This window comes from Streptomyces tendae (assembly GCF_014650435.1).
Classification (GTDB): Bacteria; Actinomycetota; Actinomycetes; order Streptomycetales; family Streptomycetaceae; genus Streptomyces; species Streptomyces tendae.
The window spans coordinates 64,742-82,740 of the sequence record NZ_BMUY01000009.1; the positions used below are offsets into that span (position 1 = coordinate 64,742).

Below are 17,999 nucleotides of genomic sequence, written 5' to 3' on the forward strand. Positions count from 1 at the left end.
CGCATCCCCCGTGTCCCGGGGTCAGCCGCTGTGCCTGCCCCCGGCGGCCCGTCGGCGCACGGACGCGAACATCACGGCCGCTCCGACGGCCAGGGCGGCGGCGCCACCGACCGCGATGTAGGGCGTGCTGCCGTCCCCGCCGGTCTCCGCGAGGTTCTCGGTGCCCGCACCGGCGGCCTTGACCTCGTTGGGCCCACCGGCTGCGGCGGTCCCGGAAGCCGCAGTGGCCGGGTCGGACGGGTCGGCCGGGTCAGCCGGGTCGGTCGGGTCCGTCGTCGTCTCGGCGTCCTGGTCGCCGTGGCCGTGGTGCTCGATCGTCGACTTGTCGGCCGCGGCCGCGATCTGCTCCTCGGACGGCGCGGACGCCTCGGGGGCCGGAGCGGCACCGCCCGCGGAGTCACCGGCCGCCGTGCCGTTGTCGTCGCCGCCGCCTCCGAAGGAGACGTCCGAGCAGGAGTAGAAGGCCTCGGGGCTGTCCGAGCGCTGCCACACCGCGTACAGCAGGTGCTTGCCCGACCGCTCGGGCAGGGTGCCGGAGAAGGTGTAGAAACCGCCCGAGGCGACCGGGTCGGTGGAGGTCGCCACCGGCGCGGACAGGTCCAGGTCGCCCCAGCCCAGCGGCTTGGCCGGGTCGTAGCCCGGCTTGGTGATGTACACCTTGAAGGTGCCCTTGTGCGGGGCCGTCACGCGGTACTTGAAGGTGTACGAGCCGCTGCTCACACCTGTCGCGGGCCAGTCGGCGCGGGCCAGGTCCATGCCCTTGAACGCCGGGTCGTTGGCGCTGCACAGCTTGCCGTCCGGGATCAGTTCCTGGTGCTTGCCCGCGGCGTTGCCGATGCGGATGCCGTTCCAGTCGTAGAGCGCCTGCGTGCCACCCGCCGCGACCGCCGCCTTGCACGCGGCCGACTTCGGGTTCTCGGGCCCCTCGGCGTGGCACTGCGACACCCGGCTGACCGGGTCGCCCATCGAACCGTGCGCCGAGGCGGGGGCGGCGGCCAACGTGGTCAGGGCGAGCGGGGCGAGACCGGCGACGGCGACGGCTGCGACCCTGCGGGGCACGGACGGTGCGGGCATGGGGAACTCCTCGAAACGGTCACTGGGGATGCGGAACTCGGGCCGGAACCCGTGGGGTTGATCAGCAAGCTAGCCCCAAGAAACCGTGAAACCGCCTGCTGGAGGCGGGTGACGGAGATCCTTATGGTCGCGTTAAGGGAGTGCTCAGGCTGGGCTGAGGTAGCTACCGTCCGCGGTATGGAACGAGAGCAGATCCGGCAGGCGGTCACCGAGGACGTGCCGGCGGTCAAGGCCGTGACCGACGCCGCGTACCACCCCTACGTCGAGCGCATCGGGGTCGTGCCGCAGCCCATGGAGGCGGACCACGCGGCGAACGTGGCGGCGGGGAAGGTGTTCGTCACCGAGGACCCCGGCGCGGGGCGGGCGGGACCCGTGGGCCTCGTCGTCCTGGAGGCGCACGCCGACCACCTCTTCCTCGACAGCATCGCCGTCCACCCCGACGCGCACGGCAGAGGGGTGGGGCGGCGGCTGCTGCGGTTCGTCGACGCGCACGCCCGTGCGCTGGGCCTGCCCGAGGTCAGGCTCTACACGAACGCGATGATGTGGGAGAACCAGGAGATCTACCCAAAGTACGGGTACGAAGTCGTGGAACGCAGAGTGGACGGGCCCTACGACCGCGTCCACTACCGCAAGCGACTGCTCTGAGGCGTCTCATGCCCGGCCTGCCGGTCAGCTCTCCGGCCACCAGGTGCGCGCGATGTCCTTGCGGACCTCCGGGCGCCCGGAGGGGCGCTCGTCGGACTCCTCGCGGACTCGGCGGGCATCGGTCTTCTTCAGGGGCTTCTGCACGGTCAGACGGCGCATGGCTGCCTCCTTACGGATCCACCGGGTTCCGCGTTCTCACGGAGGTAGACCCTTTCCCCGAGACTCACTCATCGATGCATCCCTGTCAGTGGCGGTTGTCACGTTCCCGCGCCCCGACTCCGTTGTCAGTGGCGGGTGTCACCCTGGGCGCATGAGTGGGAACAGTGACGGAACGACCGCACCGGGTGCCGACTGGGACGCGCTGGCCGCCTCCTTCGACGACGAGCCGGACCACGGCCTGCGCGACGCGGACGTACGCCGGGCCTGGGCCGCCCGGTTGGCCTCCTGGCTGCCGGACCGGCCCGGCGACGTCCTCGACCTCGGCTGCGGCACCGGCAGCCTGTCACTCCTCGCGGCCGAGCAGGGGCACCACGTCACCGGTATCGACCTGTCCCCGGCCATGGTGGAGCTGGCCAGGACCAAACTCGCCGGTCGTGACGCGGTGTTCCTCACCGGTGACGCCGCGGCACCGCCGGTGGGGGAGCAGCGCTTCGACGCCGTGCTGGTCCGGCACGTCCTGTGGACGCTGCCCGATCCCGGCCGGGCCCTGCGCCACTGGCGGCAGTTGCTGCGCCCCCGGGGGCGGCTGGTCCTGGTCGAGGGCGTGTGGGGGAGCGTCGCCCCGGTCGGCATACCCGCCGGCCGGCTCACCGCCCTGCTCGACCCGCTCGCCGGACAGGCGCGGGTGGAACGGCTGTCGGACGACCCCTCGCTGTGGGGCAGGGAGGTGACGGACGAGCGGTACGCGGTGGTGGCGACGTACGGCTGAGCCGCGCGGCGGGCCGTGTCGACGGGCCGTGCGGGCAGGCCGTGCCGACGGGCTGGGTCGGTGGGCCGTGCCGAGGGGCCGGGTCGGGGGCCGATGGGCCGGGTGAAGCCGTCACTCCAGCAGGCCGGTGAAGCCGCCCCGGAGGGCCAGCCGCTCCAGTTCGTCCAGCGCGGCGACCGCGGCGGCGGCGGCCCCGGGGTCCCGGTCCGCCAGCCCGCTCTCGGCGAACTCGTCCTCGTCCAGGCGCCGTACGTCCGTGCCGTCGGCGGAGCGCCACAGGTCCAGGTCCAGGTCCTCGACGACCAGCTCGGTGCCGGTCAGCACGGCGGGGCGGGTGACGTCGCAGTACCAGCCCTTCAGCACCCCGGCCGCGGTCCTGACCTCCTTCACCGAGTACCACCGGTCCCGCCAGTAGTACTCGGTGAAGACGTCCCCTGCCTCGAAGCGCACGAAGCCGAAGTCGCGCACGCCGTCACCGGCCCAGGGAGCGCGGACGGCGAGGCGGGTGCCGTCGTCGTGCAGCAGCGTCGCCGCGTACCGGATCTTCGTGCGGCCCGCCTTGACCAGGGCGACACTCACCTCGGTCACAGGTTCAGCCGAGTTGGCGGACATGACGTACCTCCGTCGCGCAGATCTCGTACCCGAGCCACTTGTTGATGGCGAGCATCGGGCCGTTGTCGGTGTCGTTGCCGGTGAGCGCCTCCGTGTACCCGGCCGCGCGGGCCCGGTGCAGGGAGTCGGTCTTGGCGAGCTTGGCCAGGCCCCGGCCGCGCTGGGCGCGGACCGTGCCGGTCATCGCGGTCGCGTACCGGGTGCCGTCGGTGTAGGCGACGCTGAACGCGGCCGGACGGCCGTCGACGACCACGACCGTGGTCAGTTCGCGGTCGAGCAGCGGGTGCCGCCAGGTCTCCGCGAGCCACGCCTCGTAGTCCGTGAACTCGACGTCGACGTCGCTCGGTTCGTCCGCGACCGTCTCCGCGTCCAGCTCGAACACGGGCCGGGGATCGTCCGCGTAGTCGGCGGCGGTGCGCAGCTCGACACCCGGGGGAGGGGACGACAGGGGCGGGAGCGCGGCGTGCGCCAGGTCCAGCCGGAGGAAGTGCGCGGCGCGCTTGCGCCGGTAGCCGTGCTGCTCGGCGAAGGCCAGGTTGGCGGGCCCGTCCAGCACCCAGGCGTACAGCTTCGTCGCGCCCTCGCCGCTCAGGTACTCCTCGGAGGTACGCACCAGCAGGCCGCCGGCCCCGCGGCGGAGCCGCTCCGGATCGACGTAGACGTTCAGGAATGCCTGACCGGGCTCCGGGCTGTCGTGCACCAGTCCGATCTGGGCCGTGCCGATCACCTCCCCGTCCTCCTCCGCGACCAGGGACCGGCTCCGGGCGTCCGGATGGGTGTGGACGAGCCGGTGCACGACGGCCTCAGGGGTCCACAGGATGAACGGCAGGGCCCGATGGCGGACCCCGGCGAAGGCCGCGACATCGGCCGGGTCGTCGGAACGCAGATCGCGTACAAGAACGGTCATGGGGGCGCACGCTACGGCGGACGGGCGGTCGGGTGCCTCTCATTTTCGCGGGGATACGGGACAATCTCCGGGTGACCTTGAAGATCCGTATCGACGACGGCACGCCGCCCTACGAGCAGGTGCGCGCGCAGATCTCCGAACAGGCGCGGTCGGGGGCGCTCCCGGTCGGGTACCGGCTGCCGACCGTGCGCGGACTGGCCGAGTCCCTGGGCCTCGCCGCGAACACGGTCGCCAAGGCGTACCGGGCGCTGGAGACGGACGGGGTGATCGAGACGCGGGGGCGCAACGGAACGTTCGTCGCTGCGGCGGGCTCTGCGGCTCAGCGGGAGGTTGCCGCGGCGGCCCAGGGGTATGCCGAGCGGGCTCGGCGGCTCGGGGTGTCGGAGGAGGACGCGTTGGGGGCGGTTCGGGATGCGTTGCGGGCGGCTTACGGGTGAGTGCCGTTGGGGTTCGGGCCGCCGCCCGGCTGCTGGTTCGCTGTGGCCGGTCGCGCAGTTCCCCGCGCCCCTTCAGGGCGCGTTCTGGTGACCGTCCGGTTTGAAGTGCGGGCCAGTTTGGCCAACAACGCCGCGTCTGCCGGCGCCGCCGCGTTCGGGTCGTTGTTGAAGTAGGTGTAGACGTCGCTCGTGTTCGGCCAGGTGGTGGTGATGCGGTCGATCCACGTTGCCAGGGAGCGGCGGCCGTAGTGGGGCCACGCCGTGGCTCGGCCCTCGTGGAAGCGGACGTAGCCCCAGTCGGTGGTGCGCCACAGGGGGGTGACCGGGCGGGCGCGGACGTCCGCCCAGCACAGGGCCGCTTGCCGGGTCACGAGGACCTCGCGGGTCTCGGGCGTCCACCAGGACGCGTGCCGGGGTTCCACCGCGACCCGGGTGCCCGGTGGGAAGCAGGCCAGGCAGGTGTCCAGGAGGTCCGGGTCGGCGCGCAGGGTCGGCGGCAGTTGCAGCAGGACGGGGCCGAGGCGGTCGCCCAGACCGGCCACGTGGGTCATCAGGCGGTCGACCGGTTCGGCCGGGTCGCGCAGGCGTTTGATGTGCGTCAGGTAGCGGCTGGCCTTGACGGCGACCGTGAAGTCCGGTGGGACGCGGTCCCGCCAGGCCGCGAAGGTCTCCCTGGTCGGCAGGCGGTAGAAGGCGTTGTTGATCTCGACCGTCGCGAAGGCGGCCGCGTAGTGCTCCAGCCAGAGCCGGACCGGCAGACCGGGCGGGTAGAAGCTCTCCCGCCAGTCCCGGTACTGCCAGCCCGACGTGCCGACGAACAGGGTCATACCCCCATCAAAGCACCGAGCGGTGGCGCCCGGGCTACAGGTACAGCCCGGCCTCCGTGCCCGCCCGCGGCTCCGGCAGCGCCGTCGGCGAGGTGCCCCGGCGCAACGCGTACAGCTCCGCCAGGGTGGCGCCCTCGCGGCCGACGCCCTCTTCCGTGCCGAGCCAGTCCACCGCCTCCCGCCGGGTCAGCGGGCCGACCTCGATGCGGGCCAGGCAACGGCCGGGGCGGACCACGGCGGGGTGCAGGCGCTCCAGGTCCTCGTTGGTGGTGACGCCGACCAGGACGTTGCGGCCCTGGCCGAGGAGTCCGTCGGTGAGGTTCAGCAGGCGGGAGAGGGCCTGGCCCGCCGTGTGCTTGGCCTCGCCGCGGATCAGTTCGTCGCAGTCCTCCAGCAGCAGCAGTCGCCAGCGGCCCTTGCCCGCCGCGTCCTCCTCGCCGATGGCGATGTCCATCAGATAGCCGACGTCGGAGAAGAGCCGCTCCGGATCGAGGACGCAGTCCACCTGGCACCAGTCCCGCCAGGAACGGGCCAGCGTGCGCAGCGCCGAGGTCTTGCCGGTGCCCGGCGGCCCGTGCAGGAGCAGCAGTCGGCCCGCGATGTCCTCGGGCGTCGTCTTCATCAGGCCGTCCATCGCCTCGGCGACCGGCGCCGTGTAGTTGGCCCGGACCTCGTCCCAGGTGCCCGCGGCGATCTGGCGGGTGGTGCGGTGCGGGCCGCGCCGCGGGGAGACGTACCAGAACCCCATCGTCACGTTCTCCGGCTGCGGCTCGGGCTCGTCCGCCGCCCCGTCCGTCGCCTCGCCGAGCACCTTCTCGGCGAGGTCGGCGCTGGTCGCCGTCACCGTGACGTCGGCGCCCCGGTTCCAGCGCGAGATCAGCAGCGTCCAGCCGTCGCCCTCCGCCAGCGTCGCGCTGCGGTCGTCGTCGCGGGCGATCCGCAGCACGCGCGCGCCGGGAGGCAGCAGCGTGGCGCCGGACCGTACGCGGTCGATGTTCGCCGCGTGCGAGTACGGCTGCTCACCCGTGGCGAAACGGCCGAGGAACAACGCGTCGACGACATCGGACGGGGAGTCGCTGTCGTCCACGTTGAGCCGGATCGGCAGGACTTCGTGCGGATTCACGGACATGCCGCCATGATCGGGCACCCGGCCGCCGCACGCACCCGCTTTCCCGGGCACACGTGCGGCACGGACGCGCGGGGCGTCGCGCCTCGGCGGCCGTTCAAACGCCCGATTTTCGTCCGAATTTGAACGAGTGTCAGCCAATTGTTGACATGAGCACTTCCAGTCAACGCGCGTAGCCGCTACCACGGTTGTGGCAGCAATCCTGCTAAGGGAGGTTCCATGAGACGTTTCCGACTTGTCGGGTACCTGAGTTCACTCCTCCTCGCCGCCGGCGCCGCCCTCACCGGGGCCGCGACCGCCCAGGCGGCCCAACTCGCCGCAGCCGACGGCTATGTGGCCCTCGGCGACTCCTACTCCTCCGGGGTCGGATCGGGCAGCTACATCAGCTCCAGCGGCGACTGCAAGCGCAGCACGAAGTCCCACCCGTACCTGTACGCGGCCGCCCACTCGCCCTCCACGTTCGACTTCACCGCCTGTTCCGGCGCCCGTACGGGTGATGTTCTCTCCGGACAGCTCGGCCCGCTCAGCGCCGGCACCGGCCTCGTCTCGATCAGCATCGGCGGCAACGACGCCGGGTTCGGCGACACCATGACGACCTGTGTGCTCCAGTCCGACAGCTCCTGCCTGTCGCGGATCGCCACCGCGGAGGCGTACGTCGACTCGACGCTGCCCGGCAAGCTCGACGGCGTCTACTCGGCGATCAGCGACAAGGCGCCGAACGCCCACGTCGTCGTCATCGGCTACCCGCGCTTCTACAAGCTCGGCACCACCTGCATCGGCCTGTCCGAGACCAAGCGGACGGCGATCAACAAGGCCTCCGACCACCTCAACACCGTCATCGCCCAGCGCGCCGCCGCCCACGGCTTCACCTTCGGCGACGTCCGCACCACCTTCACCGGCCACGAGCTGTGCTCCGGCAGCCCCTGGCTGCACAGCGTCAACTGGCTGAACATCGGCGAGTCGTACCACCCCACCGCGGCCGGCCAGTCCGGCGGCTACCTGCCGGTCCTCAACGGCGCCGCCTGATCCGAGGCGGAAGGAGAAGAAGACGGAGAAGCGGGAGGAGAGGACGAGGAGGCCCCGCCGGTCGGGGTCTCCGTCTCCGTCCCCGTCCCGCAGGTCACCGAGAACGCCACCGCGTTCGACGTGGCCCGTACCGGAGTCCGCACCTCCACGCGCACGGCGCTCTCGAACGCGCCGCTGTCGTCGTGCGTCGTCACCACCACGGTGTCCTGACGCGAGCGGTCGCCGCCCGACGGGAAGGACAGCGTCCGCCACCCCGGGTCGGAGACCGACCCGTCCGCGGTCACCCAGCGATAGCCGACCTCCGCGGGCAGCCGCCCCACCGTGAACGTCGCCGTGAAGACGGGCGCCCGGTCGTGCGGCGGCGGACAGGCCCCCTTGTAGTGGGTGCGCGAGCCCACGACGGACACCCGCACCGACTGCGGCGCGGGAGTGCTCTCCCCGCTGCCGCTCCCGGAGGACGCCGACGGACTCGGCCCCCCGCCGCCCGTCGCCGCGGACGTGGCCCCCGGGTCCGGGCTCCCGCTCGAACCCTGCGTCCCCGCACCGCCGTCCGAGCGGTCCAGCAGCGCGTACGTCAGTCCGGCCAGCGCCAGGACCAGCACGGCCAGCCCCGCCGCCAGGGCGGCACGCGCCCGCCGGTCCCGGCTCCTCGACTCGCCGGACGCACCGGGCGCGGACGTGCCCCCGGTCGCCGGCCCGGGCATCGGAGGCGTCGACGCGGTGGGCACCCCCGGTGACCCCGGCGCCCCGGGCGACCCCGGGTCGGCCACGACCGTAGGGGCGTACGCGCCGGACGGCGCCCCGCCGGTGCGAGGTCCGCCGGACGGTGTCCCGCCGGCGCCCACCAGCCGCAGCTCACGCTCGGCCGCGTCCGCCGGGAGCCGCCCGGCCGGGTCCTTGCGCAGCAGGCCCGCCACCACCGGCCCGAGCGCACCGGCCCGGTGCGGCGGCGGCAACTCGTCGTCGACGATCGCCCGCAGGGTGCTCAGGGGCGTGTCCTGACGGAACGGAGAGACCCCCTCCACCGCCGCGTACAGCAGTACGCCCAGCGACCACAGGTCGGACGCGGGACCCGGCGTGCGGCCCAGCGCCCGTTCCGGCGCGAGGAACTCGGGCGAGCCGACGACCTCGCCGGTCATGGTCAGCGCCTCGCTGCCCTCGACCCTGGCGATGCCGAAGTCGGTGAGCACCACGCGGCCGTCGTTCGCCAGCAGCACGTTGGCCGGCTTCACGTCCCGGTGCAGCACCCCCGCGGCGTGCGCGGCCCGCAGCGCGGCCAGCACCTCGGCACCGATCAGCGCGGCCCGCCCGGGCTCCAACGGGCCCTCGGCGGCCAGCAGATCGGCCAGGGACAGCCCGCGGACCAGTTCCATCACGATCCACGGCCGGCCGCCGTCGGTGGCCACGTCGTACACCGTGACCACGTTGGGGTGGGAGATCCGGGCGGCGGCCCACGCCTCGCGCTCCAGCCGGGCGTACATCCGCCCGACGTCGGCCTGCGGCAGTCCGGCGGGGGCGCGCACCTCCTTGACGGCGACCTCGCGCCGCAGCAGCTCGTCGCGGGCGCGCCACACGGTGCCCATGCCGCCCTCGCCGAGCGGCGACAGGAGCCGGTAGCGGCCGGCGATCACACGCTCACCGTCGGGTTCTCCGGACACGGGCGCCCCCTATGACGTCGCGCGCGGACCCTACACAAAGTAGCCCAGCCCGGTGCGGATGCGGCCCCCCTGACGCCGATCCGGCGCGGGGACTGGCGTTTTCGGGCCGCTCGTCCGTAACCCCTGCGGAGGGCGGGCCACCGCGCGCCCGGTGACGACGCGGACGGGCCGGACACGGTCCGCGGAGAGGGGGACGGGTGGAGGCGGACGAGCTGCTGGAGCTGGTGGCGGGCGGCGACCAGAAGGCATTCGAGGAGCTGTACGGGCTGGTGTCGGGGCCGGTGTTCGGACTCGTGCGGCGCGTGGTGCGCGACCCCGCGCAGTCGGAGGAGGTGGCGCAGGAGGTACTGCTCGAACTGTGGCGGTCCGCGGCGCGCTTCGACCCGCGCCGGGGCAGCGCCCTGTCGTGGATCCTCACCGTCGCCCACCGCCGCGCCGTCGACCGGGTGCGCAGCGCCCGCGCGGCCGGCGAACGCGAACGGCGCGAGGCCCGCCGCGCCCACCAGCCCGCCTTCGACCAGGTCTCGGAGGAGGTCGAGGCGGGGCTCGAACGCGAGTGGGTGCGGCGCTGTCTCGACCGCCTGACCGCGCTGCAGCGCCAGTCGGTCACCCTCGCCTACTACGACGGCTACACCTACCGGGAGGTGGCCGAGCGGCTCCGCCTCCCGCTGGGCACGGTGAAGACCCGGATGAGGGACGGGCTGGGCCGCCTGCGCGACTGCCTGGGAGGCGCCGCATGAGCCGCTTCGCCCACTCGCTCGCCGCCCCCTACGCCCTGGACGCCCTGGAGGGCGCCGAACGGGTCCGCTTCGAACGGCACCTGGAGGGCTGCGCCCGCTGCGCGGCCGAGGTGCGGGCGCTGTCCGAGGACACCGTCCGGCTGGCCCGGTCCACGGCCACCCCGGCGCCGCCCGCGCTGCGCGAGCGGGTCCTGTCCGCCGTACGCACCACCGCGCAGGAGCCCGCGCCCGCGCGCGGACCGGTCCCGCGGCGGTCGGCCGGGCATGTCCGGCCGCGTCTCCTGCTCGTGCCGTTCGCCACGGTGACGGCCGCGGCCGCGCTCGTGGTCGCGGCACTGTTCGCCGTACGGGCCCACCAGACCCAGGACGAGCTGGACACCGCTCGGGACCGGGCACGTGAGATCGCCCACGTTCTGGCCGCTGCGGACGCCCGCGCGACGCGTGCTGCGGACGCCCGCGGCCGCGGTGTCGCCGTGGTCGCCTCCGTGTCCAGGGGGCGCGCGGTGGTGACCCTGAGCGGGTACGGCGAGCCGCCGGGCGACCGCGTGCGCCAACTGTGGCTGATGCGCCCCGGCGCTGAGCCGCGCTCCCTCGGGCTCTTCGACGGCGACACGCCCCTGATCGCCTCCGGCCTCAGCCGCTTTGCGACGTCACTCGCGGTGACCGTCGAGCCCGGCGGGGGGTCGGACCGGCCGACGACTGAGCCGGTCGTCCAACTCGCCCTGGAATCTGTCGGATTCGGAGAGTAATCGTCAACCCCCTTACAGGGAAGGTGAATCCTGTGACCGCGATACACGCATGCCGTACCGGGGCGATAGGGTTACCCTGCCCGGGCCGGGTGGACTCGTACGGGTGGGGAGTGACATGGAACAGATAACAGTGCGCAGCAGGGCAAGGGTCCCTGCGATCACCTGCGGAAGCAGCGCGACCAGCTCGCGCCTCGACCGTCATCTCGCGGTGCTCGGCGGGCCTGCCCTGCCGCCGCGGGAGACCGTGGAGGCGACGTCGCTGATGCGTGAGCTGACCGCGCGTGAGCCCGCACACAAGCGCAGCAACCGGGGTGCCAGGGTGCGCCGGGTATCGCTGTTCGCGCCACTGCGTCGACTGCGCCGCTCGCTGTTCGGCGGCAACTGAGGCCCGCGCTCCGGAGGGCACGCCTCCCGGCGCGGCGCCGCGGCACTCGTCCGTCATCCCCACGGCACGCAGCGGCGCCCCGGTGTGCTCCCGAGCGCGGGGCCGTCCCGTACACCCGACTCCGTACGTCCGTCCCGCACGCGTCCGCCCGTTCCCGCACCGCCGTACCGTCCCGCCGTCTCCCCACCGGCGGTGACGCGCTCCGGCCCGTTCAGCGACCCCCGTGCGCGTACCGGCGCACCGCGAGCGGGACGAAGAGCGCGAGCAGCACCGCGCACCAGGCCAGCGACCCGGCGACCGGATGTGCCACCGGCCAGGCCGCTCCCTCCGGCACGGGCGCGTTGCCGAAGAGGTCCCGCAGCGCCGTGGTCACCGCGCTGATCGGGTTCCACTCCGCGACCGTGCGCAGCCAGCCCGGCAGTCCGTCGGCCGGGATGTAGGCGTTGGACAGCAGCGGCAGGACGAAGGTCGCGCCGCCCAGCTGACCGGCGGCCTCCTCGTTGCGGGTGAGCAGCCCCAGGAAGATCCCGATCCACGTCGTCGCGAACCGGAACAGCAGCAACAGCCCCACCGCGCCCGCCGCGCCGAGCGCACCGCCCTCCACCCGCCAGCCCACCGCGAGCCCGACGAGCAGCAGGGGCACCGTCCCGGCGGCCGTCACGAGCACGTCGGCGACCGACTGCCCGAGCGGCACGGCGGCCCGGCTCACCGGCAGCGTGCGCAGGCGGTCCGTCACGCCCCGGTGGGTGTCCTGGGCGGCCTGGAACATGCCCGTCATGATGCCGTTCGCGGCGGTGGCGACCAGCAACCCCGGCACCAGGAAGGCCCGGTACTCCTCACCCGGCATGGCCAGCGCGCTGCCGAAGACGTAGCCGAAGAACAGCAGCATCGTGATCGGCATGGTCTGGGTGAGGATCAGCAGCCCCGGATTGTTCCGGACCCGTCGCAACTGGCGGCCCAGCATGGCCGCCCCGTCGTACGCCAGTCCGTAGGCCGGTCCGTGCGCAGAGCCGTACGATCCCGTCGTCACCGTGCTCATGCCACCAGCTCCCTGCCGTCGTTGCTGTCATCGCTGTTGTCGCGGCCGTTGCCGTCGCTGCCGTCGGTCAGGCGGAGGAAGACGTCGTCGAGGGTCGGCGGCCGCAGGCGCGCGTCCACCAGGGGCACGCCCGCCGCGTCGAGTTCGCGCACCAGGCGCGGCAGGGTCAGCGTCGGATCGGTGCTGACGGCCCCGACGGTGTGCCGCTCGTGGTCGAGGGCCGGCTCGGCACCGGTCAGCCGGTCCAGGACCGCCGCCGCCCGCGTCAGCGCTTCCGCGTCCGTGACGACGGCCTCCGCGTACGTCCCGACCAGGGCCTTGAGCGCGGCCGGTGACCCGGTGTGCGCGACCCGGCCGCGGTCCACCAGGGCGATGTCGTCCGCCAGACGGTCGGCCTCCTCCAGGTACTGCGTGGTGAGCAGCACGGTGGTGCCGTCCGCCTTCAGGGCGCGCACGGCGTCCCAGATCCGGTTCCGGCTGGCCGGGTCGAGCCCGGTCGTGGGCTCGTCCAGGAACAGCACGTCGGGGCGGCGCACCAGGCTCGCGGCCAGGTCGAGGCGGCGCCGCATTCCGCCGGACAGGGTGGCGGCGGGCCGGTCGGCGGCGTCGGCCAGGCCGAAGCGGTCGAGCAACTCGTCGGCCCGCGCCGCCGCGTTCCGCACCCGGTGCAGCCGGGTGAACAGCCGCAGGTTCTGCCGTCCGGTGAGGTCCCCGTCCACCGACGCGTACTGCCCGGTCACCCCGATCCGGCGGCGGACCGCGGCGGCCTCGCGCACCAGGTCGTGCCCGGCGATCCGGGCCGACCCGGCGTCCGGCCGCAGCAGCGTCGTCAGCAGCCGGACCGCCGTGGTCTTGCCGGCCCCGTTCGGCCCGAGCAGCCCGCAGACGGTGCCCTCGGCCACCGCGAGATCCAGGCCGCGCAGGGCGTGCACGGCGCCGAAGCGCTTCTCCAGACCCTCACTAAGTACAGCGTACGTAGTAGTCATGGGTCGACCATAGCGCACTACGTACGCTGTACGTAACTAGGATGGTGGCCGAGGTGATGCACGATGGCGGGCCGAGCGGCCGTACCCGAAGTGATCTGGTCGCGCCCCGAGCGCACCGGCCGGGGGCCGAGACCGGCCTACACCCGCGCCGACATCGCCGCCGCCGCGGTGCGGATCGCCGACGCCGAGGGCCTGGACGCGGTCACGATGCGCCGCGTCGCCGCCGAACTGGGCTGCGGCACCATGTCGCTCTACAACTACGTCCCCCGCAAGGAGGACCTGTACGAGCTGATGATGGACGCGGCCAGTGGCGAGCACGAGCTGTGGGAGCCCAGCGGCGACTGGCGCGCGGACCTGATCCGGGTCGCCCACCAGACCCGCGCCCTCATGCACCGCCACACCTGGCTGCCCCGCCTGATGTCCCCGGTCTACGGCTTCAGCCCCAACGCCCTGCGCTACCTGGAGCACTGCCTGGCCTGCCTGGACCCCTTCGAGGCGCCCTACGGCACCAAGATGGAGCTGATCGCGATGGTCAACGGCGTGGTGACCACGTACGTCGGCAACGAGATCGCCACCGTCGAGCGCACCCGCTCGCTGCCCTGGTCCCAGGAGCAGGAGAACGCGGTGCGCATCGCCTACCTCGGCCGGCAGGTCGCGAGCGGCGCCTACCCGAGGCTGGCGGCGTCCTTCGCCGAGGACGCGGGCCCGATCGACCTGGAGGGGGTCTTCGAGCGGGCGCTGGCGCGGGTGCTGGACGGGTTCGCCTGAGCGGCAGCCGGAGCCCCGGCTCCGCCGACGTCACAGCAGCGCGAGCTGCCCCTCCGGCCCCTCCTCCCGGTCGTCCAGCACGGAGGCCGGTCGGCGGGCCGACGCCGGCACCGGCAGGACGCCCGCCTCGCGCAGCTCGCCCGCGGTGATCCGGTCCGTGACCGTCAATTCCCGGCACGCACTTCGCACTTCGTCCAGCAGGGCGAGGACCGTGATCAGTTCCAGCAGTTCGGACGTCCATGTCTGCGGCCAGCCGATCGGACGGATCGCCGTCAGCGTGCCCGGCTCGCCCTCGGCGGTGCGGGCCGCGAACCACTGCTCCAGCACCCGCACCCCGCCCACCTCGAAGTCCCAGGCACCGGGCGGCACGGGGGAGACCCGGCCCTCGTCCAGGAAGAGGGCCTCCTCGTCCCGGTCGTAGCTCAGGGTCAGCGGTCGCGGCGGCAGCGGGGCGCGGACGTAGGGGCGGCGGCCGCCGGGCAGCTTGGGGCGCGCTCCGTCGCGGCGCATCAGCCACAGGGCGCGCCGTCCCAGCTCGACCCCGCGCTCCCACAGTGCGGGGTCCGCGGTGAGCGGGACCAGCGCACCGGGCCGCACGGCCGCCACCGACCAGGCGAGCACGTCCAGCGGGCCGGGGCGCAGGCCGAGACGGGCGGCCAGATGGTCCAGCAGACCCGGGGCGAGGTTGGGCTCCGCGCCGCCGGGGCGGCGGTGCAGCGGGCGGATCCGGGCCGGGCCGAACAGCGGCAGCAGCGAGGTCGCGAGGAGCAGCGGCCCACCGGCGGCGTCCGGCGTCTCCACCACGAACACCTGCCGCTCGTCCGCCACCCGCCACAGCTCCGGGCGGGCCGCGTCGATCAGCCGGTGGTCGGGGATCAGCCACTGCTCGTCGAAGGGCGACCGCAGCACCCGGACCGGCTCGGCACAGGGCCCCACGGCGCGCGCCAGCCGCTCGGTGCCCCCGGTGCCGCCCGGCAGCCGTCCGACCGCCGAGTACGGCGTGCGCGAGCGGGTCGGCTCGAACAGGGTCGCGCGGTCGGGTCCCTCGGCCTTCAGCAGGGCGTCCCAGCGGGCCTTGAGGGACGCCGGGTCGGGAGCCGTCGGCCACCCCCGGCCGAGCCGCGGCGGTGCGACGGACCACGGCATGAGGTCCGCCAGCGGCGGGGCGTCGTCGTGCGTCACGCCGGGCATCGTACGACGGGGCGCCGCGGCCTCACGTGGCATCCAGGGTGACCGTGAAGGAGAACCGGTCGCCCCGGTAGTGGATGACGGCCACGTCGAGGACCCGGCCGGCGCCGTCGTAGGTGATGCCCGTGTAGTGCAGGATCGGGCTGAGCAGGGGGACTTCGAGCAGCCGCGCCGTCTCCGGGTCCGCGAGCCGGGCCTCGACGGTGTCGGTGATCCGGCTGATGTCCATGCCCACCACGTCCCTGAGCACCTTGGTCATCGGCCACCGGGCGAGGCCGTCCGGGTCGATGCGCGCGGCCAGCTCCGGACGGACGTAGTTGCGGGCGTGGTTGGTCGGCTCGCCCGTCTTCTCGTCGCAGCGCAGCCGGTGGTACGTCGCCACCTCCGGCAGCTCCGGGAAGTACTCGCCGAGTTCGGAGGGCACGGGAGTGGTGCCGTGGTCCAGCAGTTCGGCCTTCATGCCGGACTGCTGGGCCACGATCGCGTCCACCGAGCCGAGCAGCCGCACCGGCGCGCCCCGGCGGGCGTGCGGTTCGATGAACGTGCCCCGGCGGCGGTGGCGGGTGATCAGCCCCTCGTCCTCCAGCTCCTTCAGCGCCTGCCGCATGGTCAGCACACTCACCCCGTAGTGCCCCGCCAACTGCTCCTCCGTGGGCAGGCGCAGCGGGTCCCGGGGCGAGCGGCCGAGTATCGAGGCGCGCAGCGACTGCGACACCTGATACCAGAGCGGCAGCTTGCGGTTCAGGACGATGGAGTCCGGGGCGAAGGAGGTCACGGGCCATCCGTACCGGTAGGAAATGCTCAGTGCAAGGGGCGGAAGTGCCGCTCCAGGCCCTGCCAGACGTCGTCGTAGCGGGGCTGGAGGTGCTCCGCACGGGCGGCCTGCGGAGTGAGGGTCACCGGCCACCGCGTCTCGAACATGAACGCCAGCCCGTCGTCGATCCGCTGCGGCTTCAGCTCGGCCGCGCTCGCCCGGTCGAAGGTCTCCCGGTCCGGGCCGTGCGCCGACATCATGTTGTGCAGCGAACCGCCGCCCGGCACGAAGCCTTCCGCCTTGGCGTCGTAGGCGCCCTCGATCAGGCCCATGTACTCGCTCATCACGTTCCGGTGGAAGTACGGCGGCCGGAAGGTGTCCTCGCCCACCAGCCAGCGCGGCGCGAACACGACGAAGTCCACGCCCGCCAGGCCCGGCGTGTCCGATGGCGAGGTGAGCACCGTGAAGATCGACGGGTCCGGGTGGTCGTACGAGATGGTGCCGATGACGTTGAAACGGCGCAGGTCGTAGACGTACGGGACGTGGTTGCCGTGCCAGGCGACGACGTCCAGCGGGGAATGGTCGTACTCGGCGGTCCAGAGGTTGCCGCAGAACTTGTTGACCACCTCCACCGGGCCCGGTGTGCTCTCGTCGTCCTCGTACGCGGCGACCGGCGCCCGGAAGTCCCGGGCGTTGGCCAGGCCGTTGGCGCCGATCGGGCCGAGGTCGGGGAGCTGGAACGGGGCGCCGTAGTTCTCGCAGACGTATCCGCGGGCGTCCGCGTCCAGCAGCGACACGCGGAAGCGGACCCCGCGCGGGATCAGCGCGACGTGGCCCGGCTCGGTGTGCAGCAGCCCGAACTCGGTGTGCAGCAGCAGGCCGCCGCGCTCCGGGACGATCAGCAACTCGCCGTCCGCGTCGCTGAAGACACGCTCCATGGACGCCGTGGCGTGGTAGAGGTGCACGGCCATGCCGGTGCGTTGGCTCGCGTCGCCGTTGCCGCCGAGCGTCCACAGCCCGTCGACGAAGTCCATGGCGGGCCCGGGCACCGGCAGCGGGTTCCACCTCAGCCGGTTCGGGTCGGGCACGGCCTGGTTGAAGGGCGCCGTGCGGATCGCGCCGTTGCCCGTGCGGGTGAACGCGGGGTGCGCGGCCGACGGGCGGATCCGGTACAGCCACGAGCGCCGGTTGTGCGCCCTCGGTTCCGTGAACGCCGTGCCGCTCAGCTGCTCCGCGTACAGGCCCAGCGGCGCCCGCTGCGGAGAGTTCCGGCCCTCGGGCAGCGCGCCCGCCACGGCCTCCGAGCTGTGCTCGTTGCCGAAACCGGACAGATAGGCCAGCCCCTCCGCGGTCTTCCGCGCGTTCCCGCTCATTGCTCGCTCCCTCGCGACCCGAATCCTTGCGACCCGATTCCTATGGCACACCGTAGGATTGCGGTTTCCCTCGCGCAAGAGGGCATAAGAGGACTTCCCCGCTCCGCTCCCGCCCGCCCCCTCCGTCCCAACATCCGTCGTGAGGATGACCGGAACCACACCCCCGGGGGATCCGGACTGTCGGACCCGTGTTCTAGTCTCGCGTCATGTCGTGGACGCGGGGAGTGCTCGCCGGGCTCGCGGTCTGTGTCCTGCTGTTGACGGGATCGGCGGGCTGCGGCTCGGGTGACGTGGGTGAACCGGAGGCCGGGGATTCGGCCACACCGGTCGGCAAGCTGCTCGACGCCACCGACGAGGAGGGCCGGCGCTACCGCGAGGTGGCCGCCGAGCACGCCCCCGACGTCGGGATCGAGGTGCAGCCCGAGGCCGACGACAGCTGGGACGTCCGCCTGACCGTCCGCAACTTCCGCTTCTCGCCGAACGGCACGGAGGCGAAGGCGGTGGCCGGCCGCGGCGTCGCCCACCTCTTCCTCGATGGCGACCTCCTCACCCGCCTGCGCGGCCCCCAGTACCGCCTCCCCGCCGACCTGGTCCCGCGCGGCACGCACCAGGTCACCGTCCGCCTGTACGCCGACGACGACACCGTCTGGGCCGTCGACGGCGAGCCCGTGGAGAGCACGGCGGACATCACGGCGTCGGAGGCCGAGCCGACCGGGGCGACGCAGCCGGAGGAGATCGAGGGCCGGACGGTCACCGAACCGGCGGCGGACCGGTGAG

Annotated in this window: 21 protein-coding genes; 9 read left to right on the forward strand and 12 right to left on the reverse strand. The window is 73.4% G+C overall.

Annotated features, from left to right (window positions below; translation table 11 throughout):
• Positions 1-21: 21 nt before the first annotated feature.
• Positions 22-1,074, reverse strand: a complete 1,053-nt coding sequence (locus tag IE258_RS23510; protein WP_189746516.1) for a lytic polysaccharide monooxygenase auxiliary activity family 9 protein — start codon at positions 1,072-1,074, stop codon at positions 22-24.
• Between the two features lie 177 nt (positions 1,075-1,251).
• Here IE258_RS23510 and IE258_RS23515 point away from each other — a divergent pair, with 177 nt between their 5' ends.
• The gene (locus IE258_RS23515) at positions 1,252-1,719 is read left to right on the forward strand and encodes a GNAT family N-acetyltransferase (RefSeq protein WP_189746518.1); all 468 of its coding nucleotides are present in this window, start codon (positions 1,252-1,254) and stop codon (positions 1,717-1,719) included.
• Between the two features lie 24 nt (positions 1,720-1,743).
• Here the strand turns inward: IE258_RS23515 and IE258_RS41745 are convergent, their stop codons facing one another.
• Positions 1,744-1,878 carry a hypothetical protein gene (locus IE258_RS41745; protein ID WP_268256337.1) on the reverse strand — a complete coding sequence of 45 codons (135 nt, stop codon included), beginning with the start codon at positions 1,876-1,878 and terminating at the stop codon, positions 1,744-1,746.
• A 151-nt stretch (positions 1,879-2,029) separates the two neighbouring features.
• Between IE258_RS41745 and IE258_RS23520 the strand changes: the two genes are divergently transcribed.
• Entirely contained in the window at positions 2,030-2,647 is a 618-nt protein-coding gene (locus tag IE258_RS23520) for a class I SAM-dependent methyltransferase (protein ID WP_189746520.1), read from the forward strand.
• Between the two features lie 111 nt (positions 2,648-2,758).
• On the opposite strand, the gene IE258_RS23525 is transcribed toward IE258_RS23520, so the two are convergent.
• On the reverse strand, positions 2,759-3,259 hold the full coding sequence (locus IE258_RS23525; protein ID WP_189746522.1) for a ribonuclease FAU-1 family protein: 501 nt from the start codon (positions 3,257-3,259) through the stop codon (positions 2,759-2,761).
• Positions 3,240-4,166 carry a GNAT family N-acetyltransferase gene (locus IE258_RS23530; protein WP_189746524.1) on the reverse strand — a complete coding sequence of 309 codons (927 nt, stop codon included), beginning with the start codon at positions 4,164-4,166 and terminating at the stop codon, positions 3,240-3,242. The genes IE258_RS23525 and IE258_RS23530 overlap by 20 nt, the downstream gene beginning before the upstream one ends.
• 71 nt (positions 4,167-4,237) lie before the next feature.
• Between IE258_RS23530 and IE258_RS23535 the strand changes: the two genes are divergently transcribed.
• Positions 4,238-4,603 carry a GntR family transcriptional regulator gene (locus IE258_RS23535; protein WP_189746526.1) on the forward strand — a complete coding sequence of 122 codons (366 nt, stop codon included), beginning with the start codon at positions 4,238-4,240 and terminating at the stop codon, positions 4,601-4,603.
• Here IE258_RS23535 and IE258_RS23540 read toward each other — a convergent pair.
• Positions 4,594-5,430, reverse strand: coding sequence for a DUF72 domain-containing protein (locus IE258_RS23540; RefSeq protein ID WP_189746528.1), 837 nt, complete (start codon positions 5,428-5,430; stop codon positions 4,594-4,596). The genes IE258_RS23535 and IE258_RS23540 overlap by 10 nt on opposite strands.
• A gap of 34 nt (positions 5,431-5,464) precedes the next feature.
• Positions 5,465-6,559 (reverse strand): DUF5925 domain-containing protein, encoded by a 1,095-nt coding sequence (locus tag IE258_RS23545; RefSeq protein WP_159325519.1) that lies wholly within the window; start codon positions 6,557-6,559, stop codon positions 5,465-5,467.
• Between the two features lie 216 nt (positions 6,560-6,775).
• On the opposite strand from IE258_RS23545, the gene IE258_RS23550 reads away from it, so the two are divergent.
• Positions 6,776-7,582 (forward strand): SGNH family lipase, encoded by an 807-nt coding sequence (locus IE258_RS23550; protein WP_189746530.1) that lies wholly within the window; start codon positions 6,776-6,778, stop codon positions 7,580-7,582.
• On the opposite strand, the gene IE258_RS23555 is transcribed toward IE258_RS23550, so the two are convergent.
• Entirely contained in the window at positions 7,552-9,240 is a 1,689-nt protein-coding gene (locus IE258_RS23555) for a serine/threonine-protein kinase (RefSeq protein ID WP_189746532.1), read from the reverse strand. The genes IE258_RS23550 and IE258_RS23555 overlap by 31 nt on opposite strands.
• A 197-nt stretch (positions 9,241-9,437) precedes the next feature.
• On the opposite strand from IE258_RS23555, the gene IE258_RS23560 reads away from it, so the two are divergent.
• From IE258_RS23560 to IE258_RS23570, 3 genes are all read left to right on the forward strand, one after another.
• Entirely contained in the window at positions 9,438-9,980 is a 543-nt protein-coding gene (locus IE258_RS23560) for a sigma-70 family RNA polymerase sigma factor (protein ID WP_159325513.1), read from the forward strand.
• Positions 9,977-10,729 (forward strand): anti-sigma factor, encoded by a 753-nt coding sequence (locus tag IE258_RS23565; protein WP_189746534.1) that lies wholly within the window; start codon positions 9,977-9,979, stop codon positions 10,727-10,729. The genes IE258_RS23560 and IE258_RS23565 overlap by 4 nt, the downstream gene beginning before the upstream one ends.
• A gap of 115 nt (positions 10,730-10,844) precedes the next feature.
• Positions 10,845-11,114 (forward strand): hypothetical protein, encoded by a 270-nt coding sequence (locus IE258_RS23570; RefSeq protein ID WP_003977105.1) that lies wholly within the window; start codon positions 10,845-10,847, stop codon positions 11,112-11,114.
• A 211-nt stretch (positions 11,115-11,325) separates the two neighbouring features.
• Here IE258_RS23570 and IE258_RS23575 read toward each other — a convergent pair whose 3' ends face one another.
• Positions 11,326-12,153: an ABC transporter permease gene (locus tag IE258_RS23575; protein WP_189746535.1), complete on the reverse strand. Its 828-nt coding sequence runs from the start codon at positions 12,151-12,153 to the stop codon at positions 11,326-11,328.
• Entirely contained in the window at positions 12,150-13,139 is a 990-nt protein-coding gene (locus IE258_RS23580; RefSeq protein ID WP_189746536.1) for an ATP-binding cassette domain-containing protein, read from the reverse strand. The genes IE258_RS23575 and IE258_RS23580 overlap by 4 nt, the downstream gene beginning before the upstream one ends.
• 63 nt (positions 13,140-13,202) lie before the next feature.
• Here IE258_RS23580 and IE258_RS23585 point away from each other — a divergent pair, with 63 nt between their 5' ends.
• On the forward strand, positions 13,203-13,907 hold the full coding sequence (locus IE258_RS23585; RefSeq protein WP_189746537.1) for a TetR/AcrR family transcriptional regulator C-terminal domain-containing protein: 705 nt from the start codon (positions 13,203-13,205) through the stop codon (positions 13,905-13,907).
• A 30-nt stretch (positions 13,908-13,937) separates the two neighbouring features.
• On the opposite strand, the gene IE258_RS23590 is transcribed toward IE258_RS23585, so the two are convergent.
• Genes IE258_RS23590 through hmgA form a run of 3 tightly spaced genes read right to left on the reverse strand, consistent with a single transcriptional unit; the run spans position 13,938 to position 17,222 of the window.
• Positions 13,938-15,098 (reverse strand): type ISP restriction/modification enzyme, encoded by a 1,161-nt coding sequence (locus tag IE258_RS23590; protein WP_189746538.1) that lies wholly within the window; start codon positions 15,096-15,098, stop codon positions 13,938-13,940.
• Positions 15,099-15,120: 22 nt separating this feature from the next.
• Positions 15,121-15,870, reverse strand: a complete 750-nt coding sequence (locus IE258_RS23595) for a GntR family transcriptional regulator (RefSeq protein ID WP_189746541.1) — start codon at positions 15,868-15,870, stop codon at positions 15,121-15,123.
• Between the two features lie 26 nt (positions 15,871-15,896).
• Positions 15,897-17,222: a homogentisate 1,2-dioxygenase gene (gene hmgA / locus IE258_RS23600; RefSeq protein WP_189746543.1), complete on the reverse strand. Its 1,326-nt coding sequence runs from the start codon at positions 17,220-17,222 to the stop codon at positions 15,897-15,899.
• Between the two features lie 206 nt (positions 17,223-17,428).
• On the opposite strand from hmgA, the gene IE258_RS23605 reads away from it, so the two are divergent.
• Entirely contained in the window at positions 17,429-17,998 is a 570-nt protein-coding gene (locus tag IE258_RS23605; RefSeq protein WP_189746545.1) for a hypothetical protein, read from the forward strand.
• Position 17,999 lies beyond the last annotated feature (1 nt).

Bases quoted from the DNA above. Each gene is read 5' to 3' on its own strand.
- IE258_RS23510 (WP_189746516.1), bottom strand. From the start codon at position 1,074: ATGCCCGCACCGTCCGTGCCCCGCAGGGTCGCAGCCGTCGCCGTCGCC.
- IE258_RS23515 (WP_189746518.1), top strand. From the start codon at position 1,252: ATGGAACGAGAGCAGATCCGGCAGGCGGTCACCGAGGACGTGCCGGCG.
- IE258_RS41745 (WP_268256337.1), bottom strand. From the start codon at position 1,878: ATGCGCCGTCTGACCGTGCAGAAGCCCCTGAAGAAGACCGATGCCCGC.
- IE258_RS23520 (WP_189746520.1), top strand. From the start codon at position 2,030: ATGAGTGGGAACAGTGACGGAACGACCGCACCGGGTGCCGACTGGGAC.
- IE258_RS23525 (WP_189746522.1), bottom strand. From the start codon at position 3,259: ATGTCCGCCAACTCGGCTGAACCTGTGACCGAGGTGAGTGTCGCCCTG.
- IE258_RS23530 (WP_189746524.1), bottom strand. From the start codon at position 4,166: ATGACCGTTCTTGTACGCGATCTGCGTTCCGACGACCCGGCCGATGTC.
- IE258_RS23540 (WP_189746528.1), bottom strand. From the start codon at position 5,430: ATGACCCTGTTCGTCGGCACGTCGGGCTGGCAGTACCGGGACTGGCGG.
- IE258_RS23545 (WP_159325519.1), bottom strand. From the start codon at position 6,559: ATGTCCGTGAATCCGCACGAAGTCCTGCCGATCCGGCTCAACGTGGAC.
- IE258_RS23550 (WP_189746530.1), top strand. From the start codon at position 6,776: ATGAGACGTTTCCGACTTGTCGGGTACCTGAGTTCACTCCTCCTCGCC.
- IE258_RS23565 (WP_189746534.1), top strand. From the start codon at position 9,977: ATGAGCCGCTTCGCCCACTCGCTCGCCGCCCCCTACGCCCTGGACGCC.
- IE258_RS23570 (WP_003977105.1), top strand. From the start codon at position 10,845: ATGGAACAGATAACAGTGCGCAGCAGGGCAAGGGTCCCTGCGATCACC.
- IE258_RS23575 (WP_189746535.1), bottom strand. From the start codon at position 12,153: ATGAGCACGGTGACGACGGGATCGTACGGCTCTGCGCACGGACCGGCC.
- IE258_RS23580 (WP_189746536.1), bottom strand. From the start codon at position 13,139: ATGACTACTACGTACGCTGTACTTAGTGAGGGTCTGGAGAAGCGCTTC.
- IE258_RS23585 (WP_189746537.1), top strand. From the start codon at position 13,203: ATGGCGGGCCGAGCGGCCGTACCCGAAGTGATCTGGTCGCGCCCCGAG.
- IE258_RS23590 (WP_189746538.1), bottom strand. From the start codon at position 15,098: ATGCCCGGCGTGACGCACGACGACGCCCCGCCGCTGGCGGACCTCATG.
- hmgA (WP_189746543.1), bottom strand. From the start codon at position 17,222: ATGAGCGGGAACGCGCGGAAGACCGCGGAGGGGCTGGCCTATCTGTCC.
- IE258_RS23605 (WP_189746545.1), top strand. From the start codon at position 17,429: ATGTCGTGGACGCGGGGAGTGCTCGCCGGGCTCGCGGTCTGTGTCCTG.